The organism is Paraburkholderia sp. EG287B, from assembly GCF_040965595.1.
GTDB lineage: Bacteria > Pseudomonadota > Gammaproteobacteria > Burkholderiales > Burkholderiaceae > Paraburkholderia.
Window position 1 is genome coordinate 193569 of the sequence record NZ_JBFRCG010000003.1, and the last position, 21431, is coordinate 214999.

Sequence of the window (21431 nt, forward strand, 5' to 3'; positions counted from 1 at the left end):
GCTCATCGTGACAGCCAGACGTCGGCGAAACTCGCTGCCAAGCCGTCGGGTGAAATGGAGTGGTCGTGCACGCGCTTCGAGGCGAGCGTCACCCACTGCGGCGAGACGAGATTCAGGTCGGGCAGATCGTGCTCCAGAATGCGCTGGATCTGCGCGAACTGCTGCTTGCGCTTCGTTTCATCGCTTTCTCGCTCGGCTTGCGCAAACAGGCCGTCGATTTGCGGGTTGCTGTAGTGCGAGCCGTTGGTGAAGGGCACGCCGGGGCGGAAGTTGTCGCTCGTGTACAAACGCGCCACGCCCACCACCGGATCGAACAGATTGCTCATGCCATTTACAGTGAAATCGAATTGCCGGTCGGTATAGACGCGCTTCAAATAGGCCGCGAGATCCTGATTGCGGATCGTCACCGCGATCCCCACGCGGGCGAGCGCCGACTTGATGTACTCGCCCGTGCGCGCGGGCAGGTCGCCGATGGGCAGCGGGTCGAGCGTGAGCGCGAAGCGTGTGCCGTCCGCCTTGCGCGGATAACCGGCCTCGTCGAGCAGGCGGTTGGCGCGCGCAATGTCGAACGGGTAGGGCGCGGGTGCCGCGTCATAGTAGGGGTTCGACGGCATCAACGGACTCGCCGTGGCCGTCGCGTAGCCGTAGTAGATGACCCTGCGGATCACTTCGCGATCGATCGCCGAGGCAATCGCCTCTCGAACCTTCAAGGTCTTGAGCACTGGATTGTCGAGATTGAACTCGATGCGCGCCACGCCCGCCTGAAACTCGTAGCCGCGTGTGTCGATGCCGAGCTTCGGATTGGCTTTGAGGCGGTCGAGGTCGGCGAGCGGCACGGGCGTATCGCCGCCGAGATCGACCGAGCCGTCCTCGAACGCCACCGCGCGCGCGGCCGGGTCGGCGATGATCTTCACGATGATGCGGTCCAGATGCGGCTTGCCGACGTTCCAGTAGTCGTCATTGCGCGCATATTCGATGTAGCTGCCGCGCACCCACTTGACAAAGCGAAACGGTCCGGTGCCGATGGGCGCGTTGTTGGCCGGATTGGCGAGCACGTCCTTGCCCTCGTAGAGGTGCTTCGGCAGGATCGGCGTTTCCGAAGCCGAGAACGCGCGTATCAGCCACGGCGTGGGCTCGCTGAGCGTGAGCACGACCGTATAGGGGTCTGGCGTAGCGATCGCGGTCACGTTCGCGAACGTGGTGCGCGCCCGCGGATGCACCCGTCGCAGCGTCTCGATCGACCATGCAACGTCGGCTGAAGTAAACGGCGCACCGTCGTGCCATTTCACACCGTGCCGCAGATGAAACACATAGCGGCGGCCGGCATCCTCGATCTCCCATGAGGTGGCGAGCAGCGGCTTGGGCTTCAGATCGAAGTCGTAGTCGAGCAAGCCTTCGATCACTTTCGGGCTGACCTTGAGGACATTCACGGCCGTTGTGGCGACATCCACGAGCGCAGTAGGCTCCGGCGTCACCACGAAATTGAGCGTGCCGCCGCGCGTTTGCGCGTGCGCGGCAACGTGAGCGGCCACGCTCGCCATGACGAGGAGCATGAGAACGAACCGGCGTGGCGCCGTGCGCAGGAGGTGAGCGATCATCGGTTCGGCAACAGACGATAAGAGGAAATGGACGCTGGCAGGCAGCGCCGCTTTGGTTATCCTGCGAGCACGCCGGCACGCTCCGCGCGGCGGGCCAGCGCCGCCTCGAGCGGCGCCGGATCGACCCATTGCGCGAAGTCGAAATCGGCCGCGATAAAGCCGTGCTCGAAGAGAAAGCGCTTGAAGTGCGCGAGCGCGTCGAGCGCCCCGGCGTCGAGTCCGATCGCGAGTTGCCGGTGCAGGCCCGCGCCATAGGCGCGCGTCACCCAGTGCTCGGCAGTCCGCACTTCGCGGGCGACATAGCGCGTGACGTCGCCGGGATGCGCGCCGGCCCACGCGGCCACGTCGAGCGTGCGCGCGAGCACGCGTTCGACGAGGTCGGGACGCTCGCGCAGGAGTTGCGCATCGACCGTGAGCGGGCGCGGCGTACCGTTGTTCGCGTGCGCACGCCGGTCGGGATGCGCGCTGATGTCGACCAGCACGCGCGCGCCGAGCACGTTGGCAATGTCGAGTCCGGTCGCGCCCTTCACGAACACCACGTCGGCTTCGCCGCGCAGCAGCGCCGCGGCCTCTCGGGAAAACTCGTGAGCGCGCTGCGCATCGAGCCATTCGCCGAGCGGCGCGGATTCGTCCGGTTTTGCGTGGGCGAGGCCACGGGGTGCATGCGGCAGATCGACGAGTTCGACCTCGGCTGGCGAGACGCCGATGGCTTCGAGCAGCGTATGAAAGCCGCGCAAAGCCGTGGCGCGATGGAAATCGACGACCCCAGCGGCGGTATTGATCGGTAATCCGAATCGACGCCCCGAGAGCGAGGCGCGCGTGGGCGTGAGGTGCGGATCGAGCGTGATGAGCGCCTGAAACTCGTCGACCCAGCTCACGCCGATGAGCCGTGTATCGCTGCCTTGCGCCCGCGCCCATAGCGCCGGAATGTTGCCGCCCTGACGAAACGACCACGGCTGCGTATGCGTGAAATGCGAGCGGCGGATGGCCGGGTCGTCGGCGTCCTGCAATGCCTTCACTTCGATGCCGTCGGCAGCGAATTCGGCCTGCAGCAATCCTTGCTGCGCGGCAATGCCGAATGGCGTCGGCGCAGGGCAACGGGTGTACCAGAGCAGCGTCATGAAGATTCCTCGGTCGCGAACAGGCATCGCGCAGAACTTCTGCGCGGACGGCATGGAGCAGTCGATTATCGGCAAGCGCTTGCCACGAGGTCAAAGAACGAATCGTGAAATAGGTCCACGCGCGAAGGTGATTTGCTTTGGTCGCAATTTCGCGCTGTCCGATTGCGCGAACTGCAGGCCAACGCAGAGATGCGAATAACAACATGCGAATTCGGTGTTTAGTCGCGCGCAATGCGCTCCCTATACTTTTCCCTTTGGCAAAACGCCTCGTGGCCGCCCGGGAATCGAAATAATTCGCGGGCCTGACAAAAAGGAAAACGCAATGTCCGCTCTTCCCACTCAACTTCCGGTGTGCGCGCGCGCAGCCAGTTTGTCGTTGCAGGATGCGCTCGCAGACTTGCCATCGCTCGCCAATGAAATCGGCAAAGACGCAGCAGCACGCGAAGGGCGCCGCGAATTGCCATTCGAGGGCTTCGACGCGTTCCGGCGCTCGGGGCTGGGTCGCCTCAGGCTGCCGGTGGAATGGGGCGGCCTGGGCGGCTCGCTCGCTGACGAATTCGACGTGATCGCCACGCTGGCCGCGGCCGACAGCAATCTCGCCCACGCGCTGCGCATTCACTACGATCAGACCGAAGCGCTGTTGCTGTCGGCGCGCACGCCATTCAACGATTTGCAGATCCAGCGCGTGATCGACGGCGCCATTTTCGGCGGCGCCTCGACCGAGCTGGGGACGTCGCGCCCCGGCGAATACACCACGGCGCTCAGGCGCGACGGCGAGCATTACCGGCTCGACGGCCGCAAATACTATTCGACGGGCACGGCCTTTTCCGACTACGCGCGCTTGAGCGTGCTCAACGACGAGGGCCAGCCCGTGGTGGCGATCGTGCCGGTGCGGCGCGAAGGGCTCACGGTGCTCGACGACTGGGACGGCATGGGGCAGCGCATGACGGCGAGCGGCAGTCTCATGTTCGAGAATCTGCTGGTGCGCGCCGACGAGATCACGGAACGCGGCCTGGCTACGCTCGCCGGCCGTCATGGCGGCGCGCTGCGGCAACTTCACCTCGTGGCGGTGGCCGCGGGCATCGTTCGCAACGTGGTCGCGGACGCGAGGCGCTACGTGCTGGAGCATGGGCGTCCCGTATTGCACAGCACGGCGCCCTCCGCGCGCGAGGACGCCTTCATTCAGCAGGTCGTCGGCACGCTCACCGCGCACAGCCATGCGATCGACGCGCTGGTGCACGAGAACGCCCGCACGCTCGATCGGTCGGCGCAGGCGATCCGCGCGGGTGCGCCGGACGCCGATCAGCTCGTGCTGGAAGGCGCACTGGCGACGGCGCGCACGCAGCTCGTGGTGAGCAAGCTGGCGCTGGAAGCCGCCGAGCGCCTGTTCGAAGCCGGCGGGGCTTCGGCCACTTCGCGTGCGCACAATTTCGACCGGCACTGGCGCAACCTGCGCACGATCTTCAGTCACAACCCGCTGCTGCACAAGGCGCGCGTCGTGGGCGACTACGCCTTGAACGGCGTGACGACGCACCTCACCGAAGGCCGCGTGTTCTGAAACCGATGATCCAGGGAGTGTCCAAAAGATGAGCCGAACTTCGTCGCGCCGCCTGCATTTGAACGTCAATATCCTGCATTCGGGCTTCGTGCCCTCGGCGTGGCGTCTCGCCGGTGCCGATCCTCGCGCATTCGTGGACGTGGCGCACTATGTACGGGTCGCGCAACTTGCCGAAAGCGCGAAGTTCGATGCGGTCTTTCTCGCCGACAATGCGGCGATCATCGACCAGATCGACTTCCGTCCGATCACGGCGCTCGAGCCCACGGTGCTGATGGCCAGCATTGCGGCGGCGACCACGCATATCGGCGTGATCGGCACGGCCTCGACGAGCTACAACGAGCCCTACAACATCGCGCGCCGCTTCGCCACGCTCGATCATGTCAGTCGTGGCCGTGCGGGCTGGAACGTCGTGACGACGGCCGATTTGCCGTCGGCGCGCAATTTCGGCCACGACACGGTGCCCGATCACGCGCAGCGCTATGCGCGGGCCGCTGAGTTCACGGAACTCGTGAAGGCGCTCTGGGATAGCTGGGACGACGACGCCTTCATCGGCGACAAGGCGAGCGGCCGTTTCATCGACGCGACGAAGGTGCGGCCTGTCGAACATGATGGCCGCTTTTTCAGGGTGCAGGGGCCGCTGAATCTTCCGCGTGCGCCACAAGGTCATCCTGTGCTCGTGCAGGCGGGCGGATCGGGGGATGGCCGCGATCTCGCGGCGCGACACGCCGAGGCCGTATTTTCCGCTTCGCAATCGTTCGAGGAATCGGTGGCGTACCGGCGCGACCTCAACGCGCGCGCTTCGGCATACGGGCGCACGCAGGGCGTGCAGGTGCTCGCGGGCCTCACGACCATTATCGGCGCGACCGAGGCCGAGGCGCTGCGGCGCCGCGACGAACTCGTCGAGCAGATTCCGTGGCGCTACAGTCTCACGCGCCTGGCCGGCACGCTGGGCCTGTCGCCCGATCAGCTCGACCTCGATGCGCGCCTGCCGGAGGACCTCGCGCTACCCAACGGCGGCAACGGCAATCACACGTTCTTTCAGGCCACGATCGCCGAGGCGCGGCGTGGCGGCCATACGGTGCGCGAGTTGATCCGCGCGCTCGCGGGCGGTGGTGGGCATCGTGTGATCGTCGGCACACCGGAGCAGATCGCCGACGATATCGAGCACTGGTTCAAGGGCGAGGCCGCCGACGGCTTCAACCTCATGCCAGACGCGCTGCCGGACGGGCTGGAGGCGTTCGTGAACGGCGTGGTGCCGATCCTGCAACGGCGTGGGCTCTTTCGAACCGGATACGAAGGCAATACGTTGCGCTCGCATCTCGGGCTCGAGCGGCCGGGCGTGGGCGCGGCTGCGATCGGCTCGGAGCTTCAGCGCGCCTGAGGTGGGGCTTACGCGGCGCGCTTCAGGCGCCGCGACTTCACCATTCAGCGGCGCAAGCCAGCTTCGTGGAGCAAAGGCAACACGCGCTCGCCGAAAAAGTCGAGGTCGGGCTGAAAATCGTAGAAACTCAGTTGCACGCCGTCGACGCCTGCCGCGTGAAGCTCGATGATCTTGTCGGCCACCTCTTCAGGCGAGCCCACGATCGCGATGTTGCCGCCCACCGCGCGTGAGGCGGCCTTCGCACGATCTTCGAAACCGCCGCGCCAGGCATGTGCGTCGCTGTCGAAGCGGTGAAAGCTTCCCTCATCGGCGTGCGCGATGATGGCGTCGTGATAGGCGCGAGCCTCGGCGGACGTCTCGCGACAGATCACCATCGGATTGATCAGCGTGCGCACCTCGCGCCCATACGCGCGCGCCGCAGCCTTCACACGCGCGGTGTGCGCGGGCAGCGCTTCGAGCGCGCGATCGATCTGCGGTCCCGCCGGGCTCGTGATGAACACCACGTCGGAGTAGCGCGCGGCGAAGTCGATCCCCGCGTCGGAGCCCGTCGCATTGATGAGGAGCGGGCGCCCATAGCGCGGCTTGGGGGTGACGTACGCGCCTTGCAGGCGCCAGCCCGAAAGTTCCGGCTCGAAACTGAAGTCGTCCGGTTGCGCCCACAATTGCTGCACGGCGTCGAGGAATTCGGCGGCCATCTCATAGCGCCGGTCGTGCTCGATGCGGTTCCAGCCAAACATCTCGTGCTCGACGGCGCGGTGCCCCGTGACCACGTTGATGCCCCAGCGTCCGCGCGAGATGTGGTCGAGCGTGGCCGTGAACTTCGCGAAGTGCAGCGGGTGCCATGGCCCGTAGAGCACATGGGTCGTGGCGGCCAGGATGATGCGCTCGGTGCGCGCGGTCAGCGCCGCGAGCGTCATGAACGAGTCGAGCGCATGGCCGTCGAACACGCCGCCATAGCCGCCTTTCGGCAGCCATTGCGACAGGGCGAAGACGAGATCGAACCCGAGCGCTTCGCACGTCTGCACGAGTGCGGCGTTGTAGTCGAACGACCAGTCCGTGCCGCGCGGCAGCGTCGATGCGCTCCATCCGCCAGCCTGAATCGGCAGGAACAGCCCCAGCATGAGCGGCTGCGCGAATGCGCGCGCCACGGGGCTATCGGAAAAGGCAGTGGGAGACGTTACGGGCACAAAGGGCGTCGATGCCACGGAAGGAGCGCGCGGCTCGGCCACGGGAATTTCACTCAAGACAGGCACCCCTGGAAGTTCGTTGCGGCGCCTGGCGCCGTGCTGGTCGATCGGTCAATCCACCGATTAAACACGTGCGGCGCGCGAATAACAAAGAAGCTTTTCTGCTTTCCAATTGCGTTGTCGCGCTTCAGCTTCGACGCGGCAGGTCATATGAATAGCAGCATCGCTTGGTTAGCGCACGAGGAGGCCGTTGCTACGATTGCAGCACTGTCGCCACGGCGCGAATTTCCCGGCTCTCGCAGATCGCAACGTTTAGCCGCTCGTAGCCTCATAGATATCGGAACGCATCAGCATGTCACGTTTGACCCGTCGTGAATTTCTCATTGCAGGCGGCGCGGCAGCCGCAGCCGCGGGGTTGCCCGTGCTTGCCCGCGCCCAGGGCGCCATCGCGCGCAAACGCGGCGGCACGTTGAACGTGCTGATCAATCCTGAGCCGCCCGTGCTGGTGTCGATCTTCCAGACCACGGGACCCGCGCTCGCCGCAAGCTCGAAGGTGCTGGAAGGACTCCTTGCTTATGACTTCGACCTGCAGCCCCAACCGCAACTGGCCACCGCCTGGAGCGTGAGCCCCGACGGTCTGCGCTACACGTTCAAACTGCGGCAGAACGTGCGCTGGCACGATGGCCAGCCGTTCACTTCCGCGGACGTTGCGTTCTCGGTCGATTTGCTCAAAGCGATTCACCCGCGTGGACGCAGTACCTTTGCGAACGTGACGAAGGTGCAGACGCCCGACGCGAGCACGGCCATCATCGAACTGTCGAAGCCCGCGCCATTTCTGCTCAAGGCGCTTTCCGCGGGCGAGTCGCCGATGGTGCCGAAGCATCTGTACGCCACGGGCGATCCGCTCACGAACCCGCACAACAACGCGCCGATTGGCACCGGGCCGTTTCGCTTCAAGTCGTGGACGCGCGGCGCGAGCATCGTCTACGAGCGCAATCCCGACTACTGGGACGCGGGCAAGCCGTATATCGACGCGCTCGTCTACAAGGTCATTCCCGATCCGGCCGCGCGCTCGGCGGCGTTCGAAACCGGCGCGCTCGATCTGGGCGGCGAGAACCCCGTGCCGCTCACCGACTTGCCGCGCCTCACGCAATTGCCACAGCTCGTGACCGAAACGCGCGGCTATCGCTTCCTCGAGCCTTTGGCCGAGATCGACTTCAATCTCGATCATCCGGTGCTGAAGGACCCGCGCGTGCGCCAGGCCATCGCGCACGCAATCAATGCGCAGGTCGTGCAAAAGACCGTGGCCTACGGTTATGCGGATGTCTCGCCCACGCCCATTACGCCCGCCTCGCCGTATCACGATGCGCAGATCACGCCCTATGCGTTCGACCCGCATGCGGCCGAGGCGCTGCTCGACGCGGCAGGCAAGCCGCGCGGCGCGGATGGCATACGCTTCAGGCTGACGCACGACTACCTGCCGTACGGCGATATGTACCAGCGCCAGGCCGGCTACGTGAAATCGGCGCTCGCGCGCGTGGGCATCGATGTCACGGTGCGCTCGCAGGATCTGCCGTCATTCCTCAAGCGTGTCTACGCCGACCGCCAGTTCGATTTCACGAGCATCGGCGTCAACACGCTGTTCGATCCGGCCGTGGGCGTGCAGCGCCTGTACTGGTCGAAAAATATCCGCCCCGGCGTGCCGTTCTCGAATGCGCCGCATTACAGCAGCGCGGAAGCGGACCGCCTGCTGGAAGCGGCGTCGGTCGAAATCGACGAAAGCCGCCGCGTGAGCCTCTACAAACAGTTCCAGCAGACCGTGTACCGCGACCTGCCGATCCTCAATCTCGTCGCGCCGCGCATGGTCACGCTCGCCAACCGGCGCGTGCACGATCACACGGTGAGCGCGCAGGGCCTGGAGGGCAACTTCGCCGACGTCTGGCTGAGCGCCTGAGCGCGCATCGCAACCCTCGAAGGAGCCCGATGATGAGCCGCAGCGCCCGCTGGCAAACGATCCTGCGCCGCACCGCCTGGCAAGCGCTGCCGACGGTGCTGGGCATCGTGATCCTCAACTTCTTCCTGCTCAAGCTGATGCCGGGCGACGCCGCCGACGTGATTGCCGGCGAAGCCGGCTCTGCGACGACGGAAACGATGACGATGCTGCGCGCGAAGTTCGGGCTCGACCAGCCCTTGCTCGTGCAACTCGGGACGTATCTGAAGCATCTCGCGCATTTCAGTCTTGGCTATTCGCCACGCTACGACATGCCTGTGATGCAGCTGATCCTTTCGCGCTTGCCCAACACCTTGCTGCTGATGGGCGTGGCGCTCACGCTCGCGCTCGTCGCCGGCGTGGTGCTCGGCGCCGTGATGGCGCACTGGGCCGGCAAGTGGCCCGACCGCGTGCTGTCGGTGTTCGCGCTGCTGTTCTATTCGACGCCTGGTTTCTGGATCGGCCTGCTCGCCATCATCCTGTTCGCGGTTCGGCTCGGGTGGCTGCCGAGCGGCGGCAACGTCACGATCGGTGCGGACCTGCACGGCCTCGCGTACGTCGCCGACGTTGCGCGGCACGTGTTGCTGCCCGCGGCGACGCTCGCCACCTTCTTCGTCGCGATCTACGCACGCATTACGCGTGCCGCAATGATCGAAGTGCAGCGCCAGGACTTCGTGCGCACGGCGCAGGCCAAAGGTCTGCATCCGTGGCGCGTGACGTTGCGCCACGTGCTGCGTAACGCGCTGATGCCGCTCACCACGCTCGTGGGGCTGCATTTCGGCACGCTGCTTGGCGGCGCGGCGGTGACGGAGACGGTATTCAGCTGGCCGGGGCTCGGCCGCCTGGCGCTCGACGCGGTGCTGGCGCGCGACTTCAGCGTGCTGCTGGGTGTACTGCTGCTGTCGTCGCTGCTCGTCATCGTCGCGAACGTCGTGGTCGATCTGCTGCAGGCGTGGCTCGATCCGCGCGTAGGCTAACGGAGGAATCTTAATGAGTTTCGAATCGCCGGATCTGCCGGTTGACGCACGACGTGCAGCCGCGCGCCAGGGTTCGCCTTGGCGGCGTCAGTTGACGTTCGCGCTGCTCGGCCGCCGCGACGCCGAGCGCGACCGTGCACCCACACGGCGCGCCGGGCACGCCTTCTGGCGCGCGCTGCTGCGCAACCCTTCGGCCTGCGCCGGCCTGGCGCTGCTCGCGGCATTCGTCGTGCTCGCCGTGCTCGCGCCGCGCCTCTACCCGGGCGACCCGCTCGACATGGTGGGCGGGCCGTTCGAATGGCCGGGCAGCGACCCGCAATTCCGGCTGGGCACCGATTCGCTGGGGCGCGACGTAGCGGCCGGCATCGCGCATGGCGCGCGCGTTTCGCTGCTGATCGGCGCCGCCTCGGCCGGCATCGGACTCGTGATCGGCACACTCGTGGGCGCCATCGGCGGCTATTTCGGCGGCCTCGTCGACGACGCGCTGGTGCGTCTCACCGAGCTGTTCCAGACCGTACCGTCCTTTCTGCTCGTGATCGTGCTCGTGGCGATCGGGCGGCCCAACGTGGTGGTGATCGCGCTCGCCATCGGCATCGCCTCGTGGCCCACGGTCGCGCGGATCGTGCGCGCGGGATTCCGCACGCTGCGGCGCTCGGACTTCGTGCTCGCGGCGCGCAGCCAGGGGTTCAGCAACACGCGCATCATCTTCGGCGAAATCCTGCCCAATGCGCTGCCGCCCGTGATCGTCACGGCTTCGGTGATGGTGGCGAGCGCGATCCTGATCGAATCGTCGCTGTCGTTCCTCGGCATGGGCGACCCCAATGTCATGAGCTGGGGGGCGATGATCGGTGCGGGACGCGATTCGCTGCGCACGGCGTGGTATCTCACGGCGATTCCCGGCGCCGCCATCGTGCTCGCGGTGCTCGCCCTCAATCTGCTTGGCGACGGCCTGACCGAAGCCCTCAATCCGCGCCAGCGGCAACGCCCCTAAAGGTGCCACGTGAGCCAACTGCTTGAAGTGCGCGATCTGCGCGTGAGTTTCGGGGCGCACGAAGCGGTGCGCGGCGTGAGCTTCGACATCGCGGCGGGCGAGACGCTCGCGCTGGTGGGCGAGTCGGGCAGCGGCAAGTCCGCCACGGCGCTCTCGCTTATGCAGCTCGTTCCCGAGCCGGGACGCGTCACGGGTAGCGTGCGCTTCGAAGGGCGCGAGCTGCTGGGCCTGCCGCCGAGGGCGGTGCGCGAGTTGCGCGGCCAACAGATCTCGATGATCTTTCAGGAGCCGATGACCTCGCTGAATCCCGTGCTCTGCGTGGGCGCGCAGATCGTGGAGACGCTGCGCCAGCACGAAGCGCTGTCACGCCGGGCCGCTCGCGCGCGCGCCGTCGAACTGCTCGATCTCGTGCGCATTGCCGAGCCGCAGCGCCGCTTCGACGACTATCCGCACGAGCTATCGGGCGGCCAGCGACAGCGCGTGATGATTGCGATGGCCGTGGCGTGCCGCCCGCGTCTGCTGATCGCCGACGAACCGACCACCGCGCTCGACGTCACGATCCAGGCGCGCATTCTCGAACTGCTCGACGCGCTGCGCCGCGAGCTGTCGATGTCGCTCCTGCTGATCACGCACGACCTGGGCGTCGTGGCCGATCATGCGGACCGCGTGGCGGTGATGCTGGCCGGGCGCAAGGTCGAGGAAGCGCCGACGGCGGAGCTCTTCGCGCGCCCGCGCCACGCCTATACGCGAGGGCTGCTGGGCGCTTCGCTCAACCTCGCCGATGATCTGCACTACCGCGCGTGGACCTTGCCGGAAATCCGCCACACGGCACCGGCCAATCGCGTGGATCGGGCCGGCGAGGAGGCGGGCTTCGCGGTGGTGCCGCGCAGGGTGCCGGAGCGTACGGCTTCGAACCTTCAGGCGACGGACGCCGCGCCGCTGCTCGCGGTGCGCGACCTGCGCGTGGCGTACCCGCAGCGCCATGGCGCGCCGGCGCTGCACGCCGTCGACGGCGTCTCGTTCGATATCGGCCGCGGCGAGTCGGTCGGGCTCGTGGGCGAGTCGGGCTGCGGCAAGTCCACGCTTTCGCGCGCGATCATGCGCCTCGTGCCGGTTGCGGGCGGCGCGATCGCGCTTGACGGCACCGAACTCGTCCCGCTCGGCGAGCGCGCGTTGCGGCCATTGCGGCGCCAGGTGCAGATGGTCTTTCAGGATCCCTATGCATCGCTGAACCCGCGCCGCACGATAGGCGATATTCTCGAAACCGTGCTGGCCGTGAACGGGGTTGGCGACGCGGCGGCGCGCCGTATGCGTGTGCGCTCGGTGCTCGAACGCGTGGGCCTTCCCGCGGCGGCGCTCGCGCGTTTTCCACACGAATTCTCGGGTGGACAGCGTCAGCGCATCGGCATTGCGCGCGCGCTCGTGCTCGAACCCGCATTGCTGATCTGCGACGAGCCGGTATCGGCGCTGGACGTCTCGATCCAGGCGCAAATCCTCAATCTGCTCGTCGAACTCAAGCGCGAGCTGGGGCTGTCCATGCTCTTCATCTCGCACGATCTTTCGGTCGTGCGCTACATCGCCGACCGTGTGCACGTGATGCAACAGGGCAAGATCGTCGAAAGCGGCGACCATCAGGACATCTGGCGAGCGCCGCGCCACCCGTATACGCGTGCGCTGCTCGCCGCGATTCCAGGGCGAGAGCAGGAGGCCGAAGCGGCCTGAGAGGCGCAGGGTAGTGGCGCAACAGTCAACGCGAATCCGGTTTGAGTGCTTCAATGTGTATTGCGCCGCCTTGGCCGCCGGGCCGAGGCGGCTCACCATGCCGTGCTCCGATCCACTCCCGATTCTGGCCCCTATGACGAACCGTACCGAAATCAAAGCCCTTGTATTCGACGTCTTCGGCACCGTCGTTGACTGGCGAAGCGGCGTCGCGAGGGAGGCCGCCGCTTTTCTGCAGCGCCACGCTCCGCACCTCGACGCGTTCGCGTTCGCCGACGCCTGGCGACGCGAATATTCGCCTTCCATGGAGGACATCCGCAGCGGACGCAGGCCCTACGTGCGCCTCGACGTTCTGCATCGCGAGAACCTCGTGAAGGTGCTGGCGCAAAGCGGTATAGCCGGCGTGACGGACGCCGGGATCGACGAACTCAACCTGGCCTGGCATCGCCTCGATCCATGGCCTGATTCGGTCGAGGCGCTGAATCGCCTGAAACGTCGCTTCATCATCGCCCCGTTGTCGAACGGCAACATCCGGCTCATGGTGGATATCGCGAGGCGCGCCGGCCTGCCATGGGACGCCATTCTCGGCGCCGAAGTGGTGCGCGCTTACAAGCCCTCGCCACAGGTGTACACCGAGACGGCCGACATTCTGGGTCTCGCGCCCGCCGAACTGTGTCTCGTCGCGGCGCATAACGGCGACCTGGCCGCGGCGCGCCGGCTCGGGCTTTCGACCGCTTTCGTCGTGCGCCCGACCGAGCACGGTCCCGATCAGAAAACGGACCTGCAGGCGGAACAGGCGTGGGATTTCGTGGTGGACGACTTGAATGAGCTTGCGAGTCGGCTTGATGCCTCGATCGATTGAGCTTTTAATGGTAGTTGCCATGGAGGGCGTCTCTCGAGATCAGGGGCCATATGCGCTGCACAAATTGTGGCTTCGAATGCCGCGAGGGCGCCAGATTTTGCGAGCAGTGCGGCACCATCGTCGCTCATACGCCGCTGCGCTCTCCTGCCGATTACACGCCTTCGCACTCTTTCCTCCGTGGCGGGCGCGCAGCGCGATGCGGCTCAGGCGAGTTTCAACGAAGCCCTCGCAACGGCTCGCCGCCGGGGTGCCAGATCGCTCGAACTTCGTGCGGCGTCGAGCCTGGCGGCGCGATAATCGCCTCTGTTTGCGCGCCGGCGCGGCGTAGCGCGAAAGCACACGGGCAGGCAGACACCGAAGCGTCTGCCTGCCCGTGCTCAGAGCGCCGCTGGCGCGGCGCTCACGTTGCGAGCGATCGTCGCGTTAGAAGCGATGGCGGATACCCACGGTCGCCACGGCTTGCGAGTTCGAATCCGACGCGGAAACGCCCATGATGTCCGCGTGGATCTTGCCCTCGCCATCCACGACACGCTGATACGCGGCTTCTGCATACAGGTCGGTGCGCTTCGAAAGCGCGTAGTCGCCCTGCAGCGTGACCTGATGGAACTTCGGATTCACGCCGTCCAGGCTCGCGTCCGTGTACGTATAAGCGCCCGACACGGTGATTGCAGGCGTGAACGCATAACGGCCATTGAGTTCAAAGTTGCTGAAGCGCGCGCTGTTGCCGGCGAACGAAGTCGTCGCACCCGCGTTCGACGAGTTGATGGCCGTGAGATTGCTCAGCTGCGTTTGCGTGAACACGAAGCCCACGTTGGCCGCGCCGAAGGCGTAGTTCAGGCCGGCGCCATAGGTGCGCTGACGCGATGCGGTGAAGGTCGCGTCGTCGCTGACCGCGCCGCTGCTGTTGATGGTCGAACCCGAGTTGTTCAGCTGAAGATAGCCCGCACCTGCCTTGAGGCCGCCGAACGAGTACGTGGCGCCGACGCTGTAGGCGCGGTTGTTCGCGAAGCCGCCGGCGGCGTTCGAGAAGCCGTACAGCGCATTGAACTTGAGGCCGCCGTAGTTCACGCTCTGGTACTTGAGCGAATTGCTCACGCGGAACGAGTTGTTGAGGTTGTCGTTGTCGTACGGGTGCGCGGCGAGCGTGCCGCCGTACTGCGTGCCGTTCAGCGACAGTCCGCCCAGGTTGTCGACCACGCTGTCGTACTGGCGACCCAGCGTGACCGCGCCGGCGCGGTCGCTCGAAAGGCCGATGAACGCCTGGCGGCCGAACATGCGGCTACCTTGCTTCGCCGCGCCCGTCGAGATGCTGAAGCCGCTCTCGAGCACGAAAATCGTCTTGAGGCCGCCGCCCAGGTCTTCGCTACCGCGCAGGCCCCAACGGTTGCCGTTGAGCGCGCCGCTCGACTGTTGCACGTTCGAGCTGCCCGACTGGTTGCTCGTGTACAGGACGCCCGCGTCAATCAAACCGTAAAGCGTGACCGAGCTTTGTGCGTGTGCGGCGCTGGCGAAAGAGGCGGCAGCGACTGCGAGGGCGGAAAGGGTGTACTTTTTCATCGTAACTCCATTGCTTTGTTATTCACTCGAAAGCGAGCGAGCGCGGAGCATAACGCGATATCCGGAATGATTTTCAGAAGTTGTGGCATGCGTGCCACGATTATTGGCTAACATTGCCTTACCTGTTCCAGACTATTACATCCCGAGCCTGATGAATTGAAATATCCGGTAAAACAAGGGACTTTCCGCACGACCATGCGCGGGTATAAACGCGCGATTTCTCGCATTTTTCTCGTAATTCCGGGAAACATTTAGCGATCAATATTATTGATTATTACCGTGAATGAATAACGCGAAGAAATACACGTTGTTCCACGTTTCAGATCGACTGCGCCGTTCGCTATCATGATTCCCGGCAACGTGGAGCGACGAAACCGCGCGGACACGGCTGAGGTAAAATGCGGCCTCGAGTCCTTATCCATGCATTCGGGCGCGAGCGCCCGGCGTTCCCATGACTGACACCATCGTCGCGCTGCTCGCCCAGGCGAAGCAGCATTTCACCGCCGGCCGCATCGACGCCGCGGAGCACGACCTGCAATCGATCCTGCAAGCGCATCCCGAGCACGCGGGCGCGCTGGAAGCGATGTCCTTCGTCTACGCTACGCGCGAGGATTACGCGGGCGCCGCCGAATTCGCGTGGCGCGCGGCACAACCGGCCGCGACGCCTCCGGAGCAGTTGCAGCAGGCCGCACGCATTTGCCAGCTCGGGCAGTGTCACACCCAGGCCGTCGCGCTCTACGAGCGCCTGCTGGCGCTCGCGCCCGATCACGCCGATGCGCTCCACGGCGCGGCCATGTCGCTCATCCAGCTGGAGGAGGCCGAGGCCGCGCTCGTGTATCTCGCGCGCCTGGCGCGCCGCTATCCGCGTTCGCCGGAAGTGCACTACAACCGCGGCACGCTGCTCGGCGAGCTGGGCCGTTACGACGAGGAACTCGACGCGTACCGGCGGGCAATCGAACTCAAGCCGAATTTCGTCGCCGCCTACGTGAATCTCGGCGTCGCGTTGCGCGACCTGCATCGCTTCGACGACGCGCTGCGCCAGTTCAAGAAGGCCTTGTCGATCGACACGAACGACGCGGGGGCGCGCACCAATCGCGCGCAGACCAATCTGCTGCTCGGCGAATTCGAGCACGGCTGGCGCGAATACGAATGGCGCTGGCGCGACGGCACGATGACGCACGATTTCCCCGACGCGACGCAATGGAAGGGCCAGCCGCTCGCGGGCAAGACCGTGCTCGTGCACGCGGAACAAGGTCTCGGCGACACGCTGCAGTTCGCGCGCTTCGTCGACCGCCTGCATGCGAAGGGCGCAAACGTGATCGTGCGCGTGCAGGACGTGCTGCTGCCGTTGCTGCAGAATGTGGCGGGCGCGGCGAGCGTCATCGGCGATTCGTCCGCGCTGCCTGCGTTCGACTACCACGTGCCGATGTTGAGCCTGCCGCACGCGCTCGCGCTGCGCGAAGCGGATTTCGTGACGTCGGGCGCGTATCTCGATGCGGACGCCGACGCTGCCGCGCTTGCGTCGTGGTCCGATGTGATCGGCACCGGTGACGATGGCGATCGGCGGCTGCGTGTGGGCCTCGTCTGGTCGGGCAGCACGACGCACGTGAACGACCGCAATCGCTCGATGCCGCTTGCGGAACTTCAGCCGCTGTTCGACGCCGATGTGCGCTTCGTGTCGCTGCAAAAAGAGCTGCGCGAGCGCGACCGCGCATGCATGGACGAACTCGTGCAGCGCGGGCGGCTGATCGACGCCGGCCCGCGCCTCACGACCTTTTCGGCGACGGCGTCGCTCGTCGCGCAACTCGATCTGGTGATCGCGGTCGATACGGCGGTCGCGCATCTGGCGGGTGCGCTCGGCAAGCCCGTATGGATTGCCCTGCCGTTCACGCCGGACTGGCGCTGGCAGTTGAATCGCGACGACAGCCCGTGGTACGCCAATGCGCGTCTGTTCCGCCAAACGCGCCGCGGCGAATGGGCCGACGTGGTGAGCGCAATGCGCACGGCGCTCGATACGCAGATCGCCGCGCGCTAGATCACCATGAACGCGGTATGCCGGTCGGGCGTTTGCCGACCAGCATGCCCGCCAGCGGTCCGGCGCGGTATTCCCGCCCCAGCCAGGACAACCCCCGAACGATCACAACCGGCCGGCTGCCGCGCGACGCGGTCGGCCTGTTGGCGATCGCCCAACATCGACCGGCCAGGTGATGGTCGCGCCCAAACTCGCATCGTCGCGATGCACGGGGGGAAGGGCGCCGCGCGGAGCGCTCCCGGTTGGCATGACATCTGCATGGCGTGCTGCCAGCGGCTTGCCGCCTGGCCGTTCCTGCAACCGTCCTGCTCAAGGAGACCCATCATGACCACGCTCACCATCCGCGACCTTCACAAGTCGGTGGAACTCGATCACCGGGAAATGGCCAGGTTCCAGGGCGGCCGGATCAAGATCATCGGCCAGCATCCCGGCTCGCTGCTCACGTCCGCCGACGGCGACCCCGTTGGCGTGTATGTGGACGGCGTGCTGGAAAACTCGGTCGGCGACGGCTACTACCACGGCTGAGCGTCCAGCGACACATGAAGCGCGCGAGCGCTGCGGCGTAACTGGGGAGGCTGACGTGGACCCAACCTGGCTGGGTATGGCTGCCGGCACGATCGTGCTTGCGATCGCTGTGGCCGGCGTGACGGCGCACTACCTCCGTGAGCGCCGCCGCGCCGATTTTCTGCGCAATTTCGATCACCACGCATGGTGGCAGCGGACCCACGGTGCGGCCTGCGCTTCGGGTGGATTCGACACAGGCCGCTGGGCAGTGCAAACAAAAACGTGGCGGACACAACGAACGGGGAATCACGCCTCCATCAAGTAATGGAGGCCAGCGGGGGCGCGGGAAAATTTGCGGGAGCGTATTGAACCTGCGCATCGGTTCAAGCTTGTCGCACCCTACGTGGCAATCGTTAGAGGAACCTCATCATGAAATCTCTTGGTCAAACCTTCGTTATCCTCACCGTCATGGCTGCTCCGGTCGTCTCGTTCGCACAATCGAACAGCGCCGTGACGCCTGAGCAGGTCCGCGCCGAACTGGTTCAGCTCGAACAGGCCGGCTACCGCCCAGGCGATGGCGACAACACCAACTATCCAGCCGACATCCAGGCGGCCGAAGCCCGCGTGGCCGCGCAGAACGGCGCGAGCGGTTACGGCGGGATGGCAGGCAGTACGTCGACGTCCGGTGCACCCGCCGCCGGTGACAGCATGAAGCCGATTTACTTCGGTCAGTAACTCATGGTGTCGACGAGCCCCTTCCTCAGCATCGAGAGGGGCTCTTTTCGGGGCCTGCCGCGAAATGAGGGCCGGACTGACGAGCCCATTGCATGAAACCCGAAAACTTGCCAGGATTTTATATCGACCGGGAACGCGGTATGCTACGCACCTTTGAAAACGTTGAGCCATCGCTCATTGACTGACATGTGGTTCATGACGCCATCACTGCGCTATTTGAGCGTTTTCGCAATCTGTGCGTTATTCACAGCGTGCGGACAGATGGCGTCCCGGCAAGCCGCGTGCAAGGGCGAATCCTGTCATATGCGGCACGAGGTGGTGCAATCCGGCGAGGCATCCTGGTATGCGGAGAAGTTCCAGGGCCATGAGACCGCAAACGGAGAACGCTTCAACACCGGCGCATTCACGGCGGCCCATCGAACCTTGCCGCTCGGCAGCTATGTGCGCGTCAGATCGGTGGCGACCGGGAAGACGGTCGTGGTGCGCATCAACGATCGCGGCCCTTACGTGAAAGGCCGGATCATCGATCTCTCTTATGCCGCGGCGAGAGCGCTGGGGCTGACCGACGCACGGTCGATGCAAGTGCAGATCGAACGGGTAGGCAACGCGTCGAGCGCACAGACGGAATCCGACGGCGACGGAATCCTGACGACAGGAAGGTGACGTGAGGGGGCCGCGTCACGGCATGCTCCAGTCTCCAGATCCTCGACTTCCCCCCTTCAACCAGGAAGAGCCCGCGCCTCACCCGGTGGTTTGCGCGGCGCTTGCACTGCCCCGCCTGAAATGACCCGGCTTCAGCGCCACAACGGCCACGAGACTGAGCGCGATGCCGATCATCACATAGAGCACCGGCGCCAGCGGCGAGCCCGTGAGCATGATGAGCCAGGTCACGAACGTCTGCGCAAAGCCGCCAAAGATCAGGACGACGACGTTATTGACCACCGCGAGCGAGGTCGCGCGCGTGCGCTTGGGGAACATCTCGGCAAGCGTCGTGCAATAGACGCCGAGGAAGGTCGCACTCACCACGCCGATCACGATCTGCGCGACCAGCAGCCGCGAGACGGACGGCGCCGCCACGATCCACGCATAGAGCGGATAGATCGCCACCAGGTAGGCGCCCAGCGAGCCGACCAGCAGCGTCTTGCGGTCGTAGCGGTCGGATAGCGCGCCCGCGATCGGCGTGACGATCAGCATGACGATGGCCGCGATCATTTGCACCATGAAGCTTTCCGAAACGGGCAGCTTGAGCACCTGCTTCGCATAGGTGACGGTATAGCCGAACGTGACGTAGAACGTGACGGTGCTCGCCACCACCATGCCCATCCCGATCAGGTAGTCGGACAGTCCGCGCTTGACGGCGGCCGCCTCCTTCGCGCGGGCGTGCGGCGTCGCGTGGATGCGCGCATAGGTTTCGCTCGCGTGGCGGCGCAGGTAGATGGTCAGCGGCGCGATGAGCAGGCCCACCGCGAACGGGATGCGCCAGGCGCCCGCGAGTTGCTGCCCGGGCGTGAACACCTGCGTGACCACCATGCCGAGCGCGGCGCCCAGCATCGTCGACATGAGTTGTCCGCTCATCTGCCACGAACCGTAGAAGCCGGTGCGATTCGGCGGCGCCAGTTCGATCAGGAACGCCGTCGAGGTGCCGAATTCACCGCCGATCGAAAATCCTTGCAGCAGTCGGGCCGCGAGCATCAGGAACGGTGCGGCGAGACCGGCCGTGGCATAGGTCGGCGCGAAGGTCATGATCGCGGCGGCCAGCGCCATGATGCCCATGCCGAGCGTCATGGCCGCCTTGCGGCCATATGTGTCGCCGTAGAGACCGAGCAGCACGCCGCCCACGGGCCGCATGAAGAAACCCGCGCCGAACAGGGCCGTGGTCAGCAGGATCGCGTTCAAATCCGCGCCCGCCGCGCCGTGCGAGGCCGGAAAGAACAGCTTGCTGATGATCGGCGTCATCGCGGCGAAGATGGTGAAGTCGAACCACTCCATCGCATTGGCCAGCACGGCGGCCACGATGACAGGCTTGATGCCAGGTTGAGTGCCCATCGGCTATCCCCGGGTATTGGTTGAAGGGAGGTGCAGCGTTGGTCGGTCAGAGGGCGGGTGCCGGCTCGGGAAACACGGGTTCGCCGAGATTGAGCATCAGGCGGTTCGCCCACGCGAATATGGCAATCGAATGGATCAGGTCGAGCATTTCGGCGTCGGTTAGACCGGCCTCGCGCAATGCCTGCAACTGGGCCGCCTCGATCTCGTCCGGGTGCTCGGTCAGTGCGGCCGAGAAGCGGGCGATCGCCTCTTCGCGCTTTGTCGTGCCGGCGCTGTGAGGATCGGCGAACACCTGGCGGATCACGTCGTTGCGCCTGGCGAGCTGCTCGAAACGCTGGGCGTGCACCGACGCGCAATACACACAGCCGTTGAGCCGCGAAACCACGGTGGTCGAGAGTTCGCGTTCCGCGCGAGGCAAGCCGCCGGGCGCGTACATGATCGCGTTGAACGCGGCGGAGCGCTGCCGCAGGATTTCGGGCTGATGGACGAGAAACCGGTAGTAGTCCGAGACTTTTGCCTTGGGGTGGCTTTCCTCGAGAACGGCGATCTGACCCGTGGTGGCCTGGTCGAGGTCGACGACGTCGAGCCACGCGTCCCATTCGAGCGATTCGTTCGTGAAGCCGTGCGATCGGATGATGTCGCTCATGATGCGCGCTCCAGCAATTTGAGGGCTTGCAGACCCGCGACGAGGCGCGTCTGGTACGACAGAAAGGCGATCAGCTGTGCGAGCGCGACGACGGCCGGCGTCGTCAGGCCGGCGGCGGGCAGCGTCTGCAGCGCGGCCTTGTCGCCGGCGACCGGATTCTCGATCAGCGTGCGCGTGAACGCGAGGATCGCGCGCAGGCGCGGCGCAGCGAGATCCTCGGGCGCGCCCGTTTCCACGGCGGCGAGCGTCGCCGCCGCGACTGCGTGAGCGGCCAGTTCGGCGCGGTAATGGGCCGCGAGCGCCGGGGAGGTCGCGAGGCGGCTCGCGTAGAGCGCGACGAGCAGCCGCTCGACCAGCGTGAGGCCTTCCAGCGTGGGGTCGAACAGCGCGTCGTAGCTGCCCTGCGTCGCTTCCACCACTTTGGCGCGCTGGTGCCGCAACGCATGCGTGGCCGAGTCGGGCGCCAGCCCGGCAACGCGATCGACGATGTCGTCAGTGTCGTATGTCATGGTCAACTCCGGAAAACT

Annotated in this window: 19 protein-coding genes and 1 pseudogene; 13 read left to right on the plus strand and 7 right to left on the minus strand. The window is 65.8% G+C overall.

Annotated elements, in window-relative coordinates; genetic code table 11:
• Positions 1 to 2: 2 nt before the first annotated feature.
• Both AB4Y40_RS06185 and AB4Y40_RS06190 read right to left on the minus strand, forming a co-directional pair.
• On the minus strand, positions 3 to 1598 hold the full coding sequence (locus AB4Y40_RS06185) for an ABC transporter substrate-binding protein (RefSeq protein ID WP_368686871.1): 1596 nt from the start codon (positions 1596 to 1598) through the stop codon (positions 3 to 5).
• Positions 1599 to 1654: 56 nt separating this feature from the next.
• Positions 1655 to 2719 carry an ABC transporter substrate-binding protein gene (locus tag AB4Y40_RS06190; protein ID WP_368686872.1) on the minus strand — a complete coding sequence of 355 codons (1065 nt, stop codon included), beginning with the start codon at positions 2717 to 2719 and terminating at the stop codon, positions 1655 to 1657.
• 322 nt (positions 2720 to 3041) lie between these two features.
• Here AB4Y40_RS06190 and AB4Y40_RS06195 point away from each other — a divergent pair, with 322 nt between their 5' ends.
• Both AB4Y40_RS06195 and AB4Y40_RS06200 read left to right on the plus strand, forming a co-directional pair.
• The gene (locus tag AB4Y40_RS06195; protein WP_368686873.1) at positions 3042 to 4277 is read left to right on the plus strand and encodes an acyl-CoA dehydrogenase family protein; all 1236 of its coding nucleotides are present in this window, start codon (positions 3042 to 3044) and stop codon (positions 4275 to 4277) included.
• A 28-nt stretch (positions 4278 to 4305) separates the two neighbouring features.
• The gene (locus tag AB4Y40_RS06200) at positions 4306 to 5658 is read left to right on the plus strand and encodes an LLM class flavin-dependent oxidoreductase (protein ID WP_368686874.1); all 1353 of its coding nucleotides are present in this window, start codon (positions 4306 to 4308) and stop codon (positions 5656 to 5658) included.
• A gap of 44 nt (positions 5659 to 5702) precedes the next feature.
• Here AB4Y40_RS06200 and AB4Y40_RS06205 read toward each other — a convergent pair whose 3' ends face one another.
• A complete protein-coding gene (locus tag AB4Y40_RS06205; protein ID WP_368687111.1) occupies positions 5703 to 6887 on the minus strand; it encodes an LLM class flavin-dependent oxidoreductase in 1185 nt (394 codons plus the stop codon).
• A gap of 310 nt (positions 6888 to 7197) precedes the next feature.
• On the opposite strand from AB4Y40_RS06205, the gene AB4Y40_RS06210 reads away from it, so the two are divergent.
• The 6 genes from AB4Y40_RS06210 to AB4Y40_RS06235 all read left to right on the plus strand — a co-directional run bounded on the left by AB4Y40_RS06210 (position 7198) and on the right by AB4Y40_RS06235 (position 13878).
• Entirely contained in the window at positions 7198 to 8799 is a 1602-nt protein-coding gene (locus tag AB4Y40_RS06210; protein ID WP_368686875.1) for an ABC transporter substrate-binding protein, read from the plus strand.
• Between the two features lie 32 nt (positions 8800 to 8831).
• Positions 8832 to 9812 (plus strand): ABC transporter permease, encoded by a 981-nt coding sequence (locus AB4Y40_RS06215; protein ID WP_368687112.1) that lies wholly within the window; start codon positions 8832 to 8834, stop codon positions 9810 to 9812.
• Positions 9813 to 9825: 13 nt separating this feature from the next.
• Positions 9826 to 10803 (plus strand): ABC transporter permease, encoded by a 978-nt coding sequence (locus AB4Y40_RS06220; protein WP_368686876.1) that lies wholly within the window; start codon positions 9826 to 9828, stop codon positions 10801 to 10803.
• Positions 10804 to 10812: 9 nt separating this feature from the next.
• Positions 10813 to 12525, plus strand: a complete 1713-nt coding sequence (locus AB4Y40_RS06225; protein ID WP_368686877.1) for a dipeptide ABC transporter ATP-binding protein — start codon at positions 10813 to 10815, stop codon at positions 12523 to 12525.
• Positions 12526 to 12658: 133 nt separating this feature from the next.
• A complete protein-coding gene (locus AB4Y40_RS06230; protein WP_368686878.1) occupies positions 12659 to 13384 on the plus strand; it encodes a haloacid dehalogenase type II in 726 nt (241 codons plus the stop codon).
• A gap of 50 nt (positions 13385 to 13434) precedes the next feature.
• Positions 13435 to 13878, plus strand: coding sequence for a zinc-ribbon domain-containing protein (locus AB4Y40_RS06235; RefSeq protein WP_368686879.1), 444 nt, complete (start codon positions 13435 to 13437; stop codon positions 13876 to 13878).
• Here the strand turns inward: AB4Y40_RS06235 and AB4Y40_RS06240 are convergent.
• Positions 13808 to 14941: a porin gene (locus tag AB4Y40_RS06240; protein ID WP_368686880.1), complete on the minus strand. Its 1134-nt coding sequence runs from the start codon at positions 14939 to 14941 to the stop codon at positions 13808 to 13810. The two genes, AB4Y40_RS06235 and AB4Y40_RS06240, sit on opposite strands and share 71 nt — an antisense overlap.
• Positions 14942 to 15392: 451 nt before the next feature.
• On the opposite strand from AB4Y40_RS06240, the gene AB4Y40_RS06245 reads away from it, so the two are divergent.
• The 5 genes and pseudogenes from AB4Y40_RS06245 to AB4Y40_RS06265 form a co-directional block, all read left to right on the plus strand.
• On the plus strand, positions 15393 to 16976 hold the full coding sequence (locus AB4Y40_RS06245; protein WP_368686881.1) for a tetratricopeptide repeat protein: 1584 nt from the start codon (positions 15393 to 15395) through the stop codon (positions 16974 to 16976).
• A 321-nt stretch (positions 16977 to 17297) separates the two neighbouring features.
• Positions 17298 to 17498: a hypothetical protein gene (locus AB4Y40_RS06250; RefSeq protein WP_368686882.1), complete on the plus strand. Its 201-nt coding sequence runs from the start codon at positions 17298 to 17300 to the stop codon at positions 17496 to 17498.
• 55 nt (positions 17499 to 17553) lie between these two features.
• Positions 17554 to 17802, plus strand: coding sequence for a hypothetical protein (locus AB4Y40_RS06255; RefSeq protein WP_368686883.1), 249 nt, complete (start codon positions 17554 to 17556; stop codon positions 17800 to 17802).
• 104 nt (positions 17803 to 17906) lie between these two features.
• Positions 17907 to 18212: a DUF4148 domain-containing protein gene (locus AB4Y40_RS06260; protein ID WP_368686884.1), complete on the plus strand. Its 306-nt coding sequence runs from the start codon at positions 17907 to 17909 to the stop codon at positions 18210 to 18212.
• Between the two features lie 321 nt (positions 18213 to 18533).
• Positions 18534 to 18875 (plus strand): annotated as a pseudogene (locus tag AB4Y40_RS06265) (septal ring lytic transglycosylase RlpA family protein); the annotation flags it as partial.
• 78 nt (positions 18876 to 18953) lie between these two features.
• Here the strand turns inward: AB4Y40_RS06265 and AB4Y40_RS06270 are convergent.
• Genes AB4Y40_RS06270 through AB4Y40_RS06280 form a run of 3 tightly spaced genes read right to left on the minus strand, consistent with a single transcriptional unit; the run spans position 18954 to position 21413 of the window.
• Positions 18954 to 20258: an MFS transporter gene (locus tag AB4Y40_RS06270; RefSeq protein WP_368686885.1), complete on the minus strand. Its 1305-nt coding sequence runs from the start codon at positions 20256 to 20258 to the stop codon at positions 18954 to 18956.
• Positions 20259 to 20304: 46 nt separating this feature from the next.
• Complete coding sequence (locus AB4Y40_RS06275) at positions 20305 to 20904, minus strand: peroxidase-related enzyme (RefSeq protein ID WP_368686886.1); 600 nt, start codon at positions 20902 to 20904, stop codon at positions 20305 to 20307.
• On the minus strand, positions 20901 to 21413 hold the full coding sequence (locus AB4Y40_RS06280; RefSeq protein WP_368686887.1) for a CMD domain-containing protein: 513 nt from the start codon (positions 21411 to 21413) through the stop codon (positions 20901 to 20903). The genes AB4Y40_RS06275 and AB4Y40_RS06280 overlap by 4 nt, the downstream gene beginning before the upstream one ends.
• Positions 21414 to 21431 lie beyond the last annotated feature (18 nt).

What these genes read in the sequence shown, in the direction of transcription:
- AB4Y40_RS06185 (WP_368686871.1), bottom strand. Translation starts at nt 1,598, where the DNA reads ATGATCGCTCACCTCCTGCGCACGGCGCCACGCCGGTTCGTTCTCATG.
- AB4Y40_RS06190 (WP_368686872.1), bottom strand. Translation starts at nt 2,719, where the DNA reads ATGACGCTGCTCTGGTACACCCGTTGCCCTGCGCCGACGCCATTCGGC.
- AB4Y40_RS06195 (WP_368686873.1), top strand. Translation starts at nt 3,042, where the DNA reads ATGTCCGCTCTTCCCACTCAACTTCCGGTGTGCGCGCGCGCAGCCAGT.
- AB4Y40_RS06200 (WP_368686874.1), top strand. Translation starts at nt 4,306, where the DNA reads ATGAGCCGAACTTCGTCGCGCCGCCTGCATTTGAACGTCAATATCCTG.
- AB4Y40_RS06210 (WP_368686875.1), top strand. Translation starts at nt 7,198, where the DNA reads ATGTCACGTTTGACCCGTCGTGAATTTCTCATTGCAGGCGGCGCGGCA.
- AB4Y40_RS06215 (WP_368687112.1), top strand. Translation starts at nt 8,832, where the DNA reads ATGAGCCGCAGCGCCCGCTGGCAAACGATCCTGCGCCGCACCGCCTGG.
- AB4Y40_RS06220 (WP_368686876.1), top strand. Translation starts at nt 9,826, where the DNA reads ATGAGTTTCGAATCGCCGGATCTGCCGGTTGACGCACGACGTGCAGCC.
- AB4Y40_RS06230 (WP_368686878.1), top strand. Translation starts at nt 12,659, where the DNA reads ATGACGAACCGTACCGAAATCAAAGCCCTTGTATTCGACGTCTTCGGC.
- AB4Y40_RS06235 (WP_368686879.1), top strand. Translation starts at nt 13,435, where the DNA reads ATGCGCTGCACAAATTGTGGCTTCGAATGCCGCGAGGGCGCCAGATTT.
- AB4Y40_RS06240 (WP_368686880.1), bottom strand. Translation starts at nt 14,941, where the DNA reads ATGAAAAAGTACACCCTTTCCGCCCTCGCAGTCGCTGCCGCCTCTTTC.
- AB4Y40_RS06245 (WP_368686881.1), top strand. Translation starts at nt 15,393, where the DNA reads ATGACTGACACCATCGTCGCGCTGCTCGCCCAGGCGAAGCAGCATTTC.
- AB4Y40_RS06250 (WP_368686882.1), top strand. Translation starts at nt 17,298, where the DNA reads ATGACCACGCTCACCATCCGCGACCTTCACAAGTCGGTGGAACTCGAT.
- AB4Y40_RS06260 (WP_368686884.1), top strand. Translation starts at nt 17,907, where the DNA reads ATGAAATCTCTTGGTCAAACCTTCGTTATCCTCACCGTCATGGCTGCT.
- AB4Y40_RS06270 (WP_368686885.1), bottom strand. Translation starts at nt 20,258, where the DNA reads ATGGGCACTCAACCTGGCATCAAGCCTGTCATCGTGGCCGCCGTGCTG.
- AB4Y40_RS06275 (WP_368686886.1), bottom strand. Translation starts at nt 20,904, where the DNA reads ATGAGCGACATCATCCGATCGCACGGCTTCACGAACGAATCGCTCGAA.
- AB4Y40_RS06280 (WP_368686887.1), bottom strand. Translation starts at nt 21,413, where the DNA reads ATGACATACGACACTGACGACATCGTCGATCGCGTTGCCGGGCTGGCG.